General features: G+C 61.3%; 8 protein-coding genes and 1 pseudogene. 3 read left to right on the forward strand and 6 right to left on the reverse strand.

Features of this window, described 5'->3' with window-relative positions; translation table 11 throughout:
- Window positions 1-21 precede the first annotated feature (21 nt).
- The 6 genes and pseudogenes from rplV to rplC all read right to left on the reverse strand — a co-directional run bounded on the left by rplV (window position 22) and on the right by rplC (window position 3572).
- Window positions 22-396 (reverse strand): 50S ribosomal protein L22, encoded by a 375-nt coding sequence (gene rplV / locus NW853_RS08025; RefSeq protein WP_414333285.1) that lies wholly within the window; start codon window positions 394-396, stop codon window positions 22-24.
- Window positions 397-437: 41 nt separating this feature from the next.
- Complete coding sequence (gene rpsS / locus NW853_RS08030) at window positions 438-719, reverse strand: 30S ribosomal protein S19 (protein ID WP_414333287.1); 282 nt, start codon at window positions 717-719, stop codon at window positions 438-440.
- Between the two features lie 70 nt (window positions 720-789).
- A complete protein-coding gene (gene rplB / locus NW853_RS08035) occupies window positions 790-1674 on the reverse strand; it encodes a 50S ribosomal protein L2 (RefSeq protein ID WP_414333289.1) in 885 nt (294 codons plus the stop codon).
- A 58-nt stretch (window positions 1675-1732) separates the two neighbouring features.
- The gene (locus tag NW853_RS08040; RefSeq protein WP_414333291.1) at window positions 1733-2032 is read right to left on the reverse strand and encodes a 50S ribosomal protein L23; all 300 of its coding nucleotides are present in this window, start codon (window positions 2030-2032) and stop codon (window positions 1733-1735) included.
- Between the two features lie 226 nt (window positions 2033-2258).
- Window positions 2259-2885 (reverse strand): annotated as a pseudogene (rplD, locus tag NW853_RS08045) (50S ribosomal protein L4); the annotation flags it as partial.
- Window positions 2886-2927: 42 nt separating this feature from the next.
- Entirely contained in the window at window positions 2928-3572 is a 645-nt protein-coding gene (gene rplC, locus NW853_RS08050; RefSeq protein ID WP_414333293.1) for a 50S ribosomal protein L3, read from the reverse strand.
- Between the two features lie 428 nt (window positions 3573-4000).
- Between rplC and NW853_RS08055 the strand changes: the two genes are divergently transcribed.
- From NW853_RS08055 to NW853_RS08065, 3 genes are all read left to right on the forward strand, one after another.
- Window positions 4001-6004, forward strand: a complete 2004-nt coding sequence (locus tag NW853_RS08055; RefSeq protein ID WP_414348753.1) for a hypothetical protein — start codon at window positions 4001-4003, stop codon at window positions 6002-6004.
- Window positions 6005-6038: 34 nt separating this feature from the next.
- On the forward strand, window positions 6039-6314 hold the full coding sequence (locus NW853_RS08060; protein ID WP_414333297.1) for a hypothetical protein: 276 nt from the start codon (window positions 6039-6041) through the stop codon (window positions 6312-6314).
- Window positions 6315-6412: 98 nt separating this feature from the next.
- Window positions 6413-8095 (forward strand): tetratricopeptide repeat protein (locus NW853_RS08065; RefSeq protein WP_414348754.1); only part of this gene is annotated, 1683 nt, incomplete at its 3' end.

An 8095-nucleotide genomic window follows, 5' to 3' on the forward strand; every position in this document is an offset into this window, starting at 1 on the left:
GAGGTCTGGGAATAGGGAAGGTTAGGAAGTTGTTGCTGCTCCAGCTTCTTCTATAGGCCGGACGGCGATGGTGATGTGACAGGTGCGCTTGCGAATGGGGTAGGCCCGACCTTGAGCGCGGGGGCGAAACCGCTTCAGCACAGGCCCCTGATCGGCGTAGGCTTGGCTGATCACCAGATCCCGCGGATCCAGGCCGCTGTTGTGTTCCGCATTGGCCACCGCCGAGCGCAGCACCTTGCGCACCGGCTCACAAGCAGCGTAGGGCATGAACTCCAACAGGATCAGGGCGTCGGCATAGGTGCGCCCTCGGATCTGGTTCAGCACCCGCCGCACTTTGAAGGGGGACATTCGGATGTAGCGGGCTACCGCTTTAATATCCGACGATGAATCAGCCATAACGCTCTCCTACTAGATCGCTCTCCTTATCAGCCGCTCAGTTAACGGCGAGATGCTTTTTTGTCGCTACCCGCATGGCCGCGGAAGGTACGGGTGGGAACAAACTCGCCCAGCTTGTGGCCCACCATCTGATCGGTGATGTAGATGGGCACGTGTTGCTTGCCGTTGTGCACGGCAATGGTGTGGCCGATCATCACCGGCAGGATGGTGCTGGCCCGCGACCAGGTTTTGATCATGTGCTTCTCGTTGCGCTCATTCATCTTCTCCACCTTGAGAAGAAGCTTGGCATCCACAAAGGGGCCTTTTTTTAGCGAACGTCCCATAAGAACCTCGACAGTTTGACAAGCAATTCAGCCTCGAAAACGCTTGAGGATACGGATGGCCAGCAGATTGCTATTGAGCGGCTCTCCCACCTCTGTCGCGACGACCTCCACGACGGCGACCGCGCACGATGAACTTGTTGCTGGGCTTGTTGCGCTTACGAGTTTTGTAGCCCAGGGTGGGCTTGCCCCAAGGGGTGACAGGGGTACTGCGACCGATGGGTGCTTTTCCTTCCCCGCCGCCGTGGGGGTGATCGACGGGGTTCATCACCGAGCCACGCACGTGGGGACGGCGCCCCAACCAACGGCTGCGACCGGCCTTGCCCAGGCTGAGGTTGTTGTGGTCGACGTTGCCCAGTTGGCCGATGGTGGCGTAGCACTCGCCGCGGATCATGCGGACTTCGCCAGAGGGCAGCTTAAGGGAGACATATTTGCCCTCTCTGGCCACCACTTGAGCTCCAGCCCCGGCAGCGCGAACGATCTGCCCGCCGCGACCGGGATACAGCTCCACATTGTGAACCACCGTTCCCAACGGGATCCGCTCTAAAGGCATGGCATTGCCGATCTCAAAGGGGGCCTCAGGCCCGGCCATGATGGTGGATCCCACCTGTAGGTTACGGGGAGCGAGGATGTAGCGCTTCTCACCGTCTTCGTATTCCACCAGGCAGATGTGGGCACTGCGGTTGGGATCGTACTCCACGGTTTTGACGGTGGCCGGGATCCCGCGTTTGTCGCGGCGGAAGTCGATGATGCGATAAAGCCGCTTGTGGCCGCCGCCCCGGTGGCGGCAGGTGATGACGCCGCGGTTGTTGCGCCCTTTCTTGCGGTGAAGAAATTGCAGCAGAGACTTTTCCGGTCTGGGCCGCTTGCCGTTCTCGTCACGGGACAGCTCCTCGAAGTCAGAGACCGTCATGTGACGGGTGCTGGGGGTGTACGGTCGGAGAGTACGAATGCCCATGGCTCGGGTGGGGGTGGAGGACTAGGGGTAGCGGCTTAGTAACAAGGGATCAAAGGGTCTAGGTATCCGGGAAGAGGGTGATGGAATCTCCCTCGGCCAAGGTGACGATGGCTCGCTTGGGACGGGTGCGATAGCCAACAAAGCGACCCACCCGCCGTTGCTTGCGGGGCAGCTTTAGGGTGTTGACCGAGGTGACCCGCACTCCGAACATCTCCTCGACGGCGGCTCGGATGAGGGGCTTGGTGGCGGTGGGCATCACTTCAAAGACGTATTTGCGCTGTTCCATCAGGGCGGTTGCCTTTTCGGTGATGACGGGTCGCAACAAGATATCGGCCAGGATCCGCTTGCTCTCAGTCATCGTCTTCCTCCTCTGCTGCGGCTGTTTCGGCCTCTTCTACGGCTGGTGGCTGGGCACTGTCCTGCTCCTGCAACTCTTCCTCGACTACAGCCTGATCTGTTGGCTCTTGGAGAGTTGCTGGAGCAACTTCTTGATCCGCCTGATCTGCTTGCGCTTTTGGATCTTCTGGCTGAGCTTGACCTTCGGCGGCTTCGGCTTGGGTTACAGCTTCTGTTGCTGCGCCGGATCCCCAGCGGGCCTTGAGCTGTTCCAGGGCAGAGGTGGTGATCAGCACCCAATCGACGTTGAGCAGATCAAAAACGTTGATCTGATCCAGGCCGATCAGCTTGACGCGGGCAATGTTGCGCACGGCCCGCTCTACAGCTTGCGAGCGTTCGGCAACAATGAGCAAAGCTGATTGATCCTCCATCACTCCCCAGCGCAGCAGAGCTTGGGCCACGGCGCGGGTCTTGGGTGGGTTGAGCTGCTCCTGGAAATCTTCCACCACGATCAGGTCTTCCACCCGGCTTTGCAGAGCGGTGCGCAGGGCCAGTTGCCGCTCTTTGCGGTTCATGGCCAGGTTGTACTCCCGCTTGCGGGGGCCGAAGATCACCCCACCTTTGCGCCACAGGGGGGAGCGAATGGAGCCGGCGCGAGCCCGACCGGTACCTTTCTGCTTCCAAGGCTTGCGACCGCCACCCCGCACTTCGGCTCGGGTCTTGGTGTGGGCGTTGCCCTGGCGAGCGTTGGTCATCTGCCGGCGCAGAGCCAGATAGAGGATGTGGGGAGCTGTTGCGGGACGAGCCACTTTAAGACTTAGCTCGGCGCTGCCCACCGTTTCCCCTTGCCAATTTTTCACCACACAACTTGCCATGGTTTCCTCGTCTTCGCGGATGCCGGTCAGCCTTGGTTTTGCCTAACGTCTGTTGCCCACCTGCTTAGCAGGGGTGATCTCCAGCAGCCCCCCTTCCACGCCGGGCACGCAACCCTTGATCACCAGCAGATCCCGCTCCGGATCCACCTGCACCAATTGCAATTTACGGGTGGTGGCTCGGCCACCTCCCAGCCGCCCTGCCATGCGCATCCCCGGAAAGACGCGGCCTGGAGTTGTGCCGGCGCCGATGGAGCCTGGCCGGCGGTGGTTTTTGGAGCCGTGGGACATGGGGCCACGGCCGAAGTGGTGCCGCTTCTGATAGCCGGCAAACCCTCGCCCGATGGAGGTGCCCGCCACATCCACCAATTGGCCGGGGGAGAAAATCTCAACGGTAATTTTTTGCCCCAACTGGTAGGCTTCTGGCTGGTCAACCCGAAACTCCCGCAGGTGGCGCAGTAGCTCTGCCACCCCCGCTTTGCTGAGGTGGCCCCGCTGCGCCCGCGTGAGATGCTTTTCGGCAGTGGGCAAGTAGCCCAACTGAACGGCGTTGTAGCCATCTGTGGCTTGGGTTTTGATCTGGGTCACCGTGCAAGGCCCGGCCTGTACAACGGTGACCGGAATGGCCAGCCCTTCTGGAGAGAAGATCTGGGTCATGCCGACTTTTCTGCCAAGGATGCCAAGTGCCACAAGAACCTCCCCTCGAGCCTGCACGACTCGTTTTCATCAACTCAGAACCGGCTCACTCCGACAATCAGCTAGCCGTCGAGACGGAGCCCTTTGGCTGGGTCAGCCAGATGCGTAGAGCAGCAGCGTGACGGCAAGAAAATCAGACTCTGGCTAAGTCTGCTGGCTCAGGCAAAAAAACAGTGCAGGGAGAGGCTAGGATCCCTGCCAATCTGGACAGCACTGGGCCTGCTGCTCAGCTCGGCCTGAAGTTACACGCCAAACTGCTTTTGCTTAGAACTGCTCAGACTTGCCTGCAAAGAGGCAGTATCTGGAATAGCAGTACGTTGGGTTGCCGAAGCGCGTGGGCTTAGTTGGCAACGAAAACCAATCATAATGAAGCGAAGGCCTATTTGTCCAGTCTTTTGCCGAGAAAATGGTTGGGGAGGCCAATGACGGTGGAAGCAATGAGGAACCATTGGCGGGATCCCTTCCAAAGTGTGCTGGGCTGGGCAGGCAGTGGGCTGACCCAGGCTTGTGTGGAGCGCTATTGGAGTTTGTTGCAGGCGGGATCCGATCCGGCGCGGATCTTGTTTTTGGTGCGGAGTCAACGGCAGGCGGATGAGGTGTTGCGGCGCTTGCAGCAGTCCAGCTTGGGTTTGGTGGGGCCGTGGCGGATCGAGACGTTCTTGCAGCGGGTGGGGCGCTCTCTGGCCGATCATTGGCCGCAGGTGTGTGCCCGCCTCCCGCAGTTGCCCCCTCAGTTTGAGCCGATCCCCTTGGCCAAGGATCTGACTCAATTTCTCTGCCAACGGGCCTGCGCTTTGTGCCCGCGGCATGGGCAAGTCTTTGCCGGCGTTGGGCTCAAGGAGTTCCAGATCTGGGATCAGATCAGCAGTGCTGCCTATATTGCGGGGGCTTCGGGTTTGGCGGCGGAAGCGGTGGGATCCCGGCTGGCAGCGGCCTGGCCGGCGGAGGGGGATCCGGGGCGGGCAGAGGCTTTGCAGGCGATGGGCTGTTGTGTGGAGCGGCTGTGGGAGGTGGGGTTGCGGCTGGGATCCCTGGATTTTGGCTTGCAGATCCGGCTGTTTGGTGAGTACATCTTGCCGCTGGCGGAGTTTTGGCAGGAGTGGGATCACCTGATCGTGGATCAGGCGGAAGACAGTTGCGGGGTGGCGCTGGAGTTTTACCGGCAAGGGCAAGCCCATCTGCAAAGCCAGTTTTTTAGCTACACCCTCGGCGGCGGAGTCTCGTTGACCGGGATCCCGGAGGCAGTAGCTGACTTTTTGATGGAAAACACCGGGGTTCAGCTTCTGGAGAGGAGCTATCGCGGCTCGGCCGGCATGATTCGGCTGGGGGTGCAGATTGTGCGGGTGCTGGATCCCCAGTTTTCGCATTCGCTGCCCGAACCGAAGGGGGGAGAGCCGCCGAAGGTGCAGGTGCTGGAGGGAGAGACTCTGTTTACAGCGGTGGAAGGGATGGTTGCTGAGATCCGGCAGCTTTTGCGGGCCGGGATCCCGGCCTCTCGCATTGCTGTTTTGCTGCCGCGTATGGATGTGGGGGTGAGCCTGAGGCTGCAGGAGCAATTGCCGGAGGTCTTGCCGATCGCCCCTTTCCCGGCGTTGATCCGCTACCCGTTGGTGCGCGCAGTGCTAACGGCAGCGGAATTGGCCCATCCCGAGTGGGGCGCTTTTCCCACCCTGCCGGCCTGGCGGCTGCTGTTGAGCTGGGTGTTGGATCTGGATCCCATCCGGGCAGCCCTGTTGGCCCAAGATACCTGGGATCCGGTGGGTCGTTCTCTGCGTTCCCGAACCGCGGTACGGCAGCCGGAGCGGGTGGGGTTTGCCAACCTGGAGCGCTACCAGCGATTGTTCGATTGGCTACGCGGCTATCCTCCTGGGCCTTCATTGGCCGTCTTCTTTCAGCGGTTTTTTGCCGATCACTTGGCCCCGGTGATTTCCTCCCCTCAGGATCAGGAGCTGCTGCGCGTGCTGATAGAGGCGGCGCAACGGTTTCGCCGGGCCTTCCCTACCGAAGGGGATGCCGCCTTTTTGGCCATGATCCGCTCGGGACAAACCCCCAGCAGCGGACGCTTTGAGCCCGACTATTCCCGCTACCTGGTGGTGGCGACGCCGGTGGCCTATATCAATCGAGGTTTAGAGGCAGATTACCAGTTTTGGTTCGACATCACCAATCCGCTTTGGTCCCGTTCTCTCTGGCGTGTGCTTTACAACAGCCGTGTGCTGACACCGGAGTGGGATGGGGAGGTTTTCGACGCGGCCCAAGACCTACAGGCGCGTCAACAAATTCTGGCTCGCACGCTGCTCAACCTCTGTTGCCGAACTCGGAAGGGGCTGTGGCTGGTGCGCTCCACTTGTAACTACCGCGGCGAAGAGAACACCGGCATGTTAGATTACCTCATTTTAAAGGCCGCGAAGGCCATGGCCACGGCTTGATTCAGAGCGCTACGACTTGCTCCTGGCGGCAGATGTGTTCATCTATCTGGGGGATTTGGGCCAGGTCTTGCCGGCCTGTGGGCGGGTGCTCAATCCCGGCGGGCTTTTGGCCTTCACCGTCGAGCAGGGATCCGTCCCCGGCTACGAGCTGGGATCCACCACGGGGCGCTCTGCCCACTCCGCCGCCTACGTGCTGCGGCAGGCAGAACGGGCAGGGCTGGATCCCGTCTATCATCAGAACTTTACCCTGCGGCGAGAGGGAGAAACCGACGTGCCCGGAGCCGTGTGGTGTTTACGTCGGCAGCCGTGATCGAAAGCGGCCGGCCCGAAATGGCTGTAGGCCCTCTATCCGCGCTCGGAAAGAATCGAGTAGAGTGGGGACGCCCGCCTGGACTTGGATTGGGTTTTATGAATCCGGATACCCCGCCTGCTGCGCCCTCGTCCCGCCGCTTTCCCCTTCGTCCTGTGGCAACGCTGGCCCTCGCCGCCGGCCTCCTGGCGGGGCTGGGAGCGGGGGGCTACGTCCTACTGCAGCGGCTACGGCTGCAGATGCACCGGGATCTGATCCTCTATCGGTACGCCGCTTTCTCCGGCTATGAAGATGTGGCAGCGTTCGATCCCGGCCCAAGCGACCGCTGGTTTCCTCTGATCTATCCTGTGCTAGCCCGCTGGGGGGGATCCGCCGACCCAAGCCGCCGCAGCTACGCCTTTTACACTTTACAAAGCCATGGCCTGCCTTACAGCCGCTGGTGGTTGGAGGATCGGCTGCGGCAAAATCCGGCTGAGTTTTTCGCCCCAGCGGCGTTGTTCGGGGGCTACGACTACTCCAGCGGTCAGGAGATCCCGCCCCAGTACGAGCTGTTTGGGCTGGATCGGCCAGAGTCGGTGCAGCGCCTCACCGAGCTGGCCTTGGCCGGGATCCAAGCCGATAGCCCGGAGTGGAGTTTCAATCTCAACTGGCTCAACAGCTTGCTCACCCAAGAAGGATTTCCCTTTCGAGAGCAGGTCTACGGGGTGCTGATCCCCGCCTTGGAAAGCAGCCCTCCACAGCGGGCCAAGAAACTCTTGAGCGTCTTGCCCTATGAGGAGGAAGGGATCCCATCCTGGGCGCTATCCCAGGTGCAGGCGGTGCGGCAGCGGGTTGAGGGGAGTACCACCTCTTACATCGATTTTTATGGGCGCGCCGACCAGGTGCTGCTCCTAGAACAGCCAACAGTGCAGGCGGTGCGCCCTCTGTATGAAGGTTTGCCACCCTCATCTCGAGAGTTTTTTCTGCTGCAGATAGCGGAGCCGGAAACCCTCAACCCTGGTGCTCAGGTGTTGTTGCGCAGTGTGGTGGCCGATGATGCCGACCCACAGCGGTTTTTGGCGGCGGCCCTGCTCTACATCAAGGGGGATCCCGTCGGGGAGCCGCTGCTGCAGAGGTCTCTCAACGAGGATTTGGCCGCTCTGCACGGCATCAGCAATGGTTTGGTTTTGCTGCAGCTGGCGGAGGCTTTTCCCAACTCCCGCTTTACCCAAGCTTGCCGGGAATATGCCCGCATTCGCGGGGGCAGCTATTTTGGCTATTCCCCCCACAATCCCGAGACCGGCGAGCCGATCCCGCGGCCTTTCCCCCCGGCAGAAGAAGAGGCCCTTTGGCGGGCTTGGCTGACCGCCTACCCGGATCACCCCGGCGCCGACGATGCCCTCTTTTGGTTGACGCGCACCTTGGAGTGGCAAAGCAAGCGGGAGGAGGCGCTGCTCCTTTTGGCCAACTGGCTGGCGGAGCCCTTTGGCGATGGGGACATGCGCTACGTCTTGCGCCGCCGCCTGCTTTTGCTCCTAGACAGCGGCGCAACCCCCGGCGAGTTGCAGGCTTTTCTCGACCGCCACGGGGATCATCCTCTGGCTGCCGCCGTCCGCTATGCGCTGGCGGTGCGCTACGCCCGCGAGCACCGCTACGACCAAGCCCTCCGGTTGACGGAAAATCTGGCTTTGGATGCGGTGTTGGAGCGCTACCCCTTGCTGGATGGCAGCTACTGGCTTTACGACTGGGATCCAGAACCCGGCAGCCGCACCCCTTTGGATCCGGAAATCCAGGCCCAACGA

Origin of the sequence: Synechococcus sp. H55.11 (assembly GCF_047462475.1) — a bacterium.
GTDB lineage: Bacteria > Cyanobacteriota > Cyanobacteriia > Thermostichales > Thermostichaceae > Thermostichus.

Bases quoted from the DNA above. Each gene is read 5' to 3' on its own strand.
- rplV (WP_414333285.1), bottom strand. From the start codon at position 396: ATGGCTGATTCATCGTCGGATATTAAAGCGGTAGCCCGCTACATCCGA.
- rpsS (WP_414333287.1), bottom strand. From the start codon at position 719: ATGGGACGTTCGCTAAAAAAAGGCCCCTTTGTGGATGCCAAGCTTCTT.
- rplB (WP_414333289.1), bottom strand. From the start codon at position 1,674: ATGGGCATTCGTACTCTCCGACCGTACACCCCCAGCACCCGTCACATG.
- NW853_RS08040 (WP_414333291.1), bottom strand. From the start codon at position 2,032: ATGACTGAGAGCAAGCGGATCCTGGCCGATATCTTGTTGCGACCCGTC.
- NW853_RS08055 (WP_414348753.1), top strand. From the start codon at position 4,001: ATGACGGTGGAAGCAATGAGGAACCATTGGCGGGATCCCTTCCAAAGT.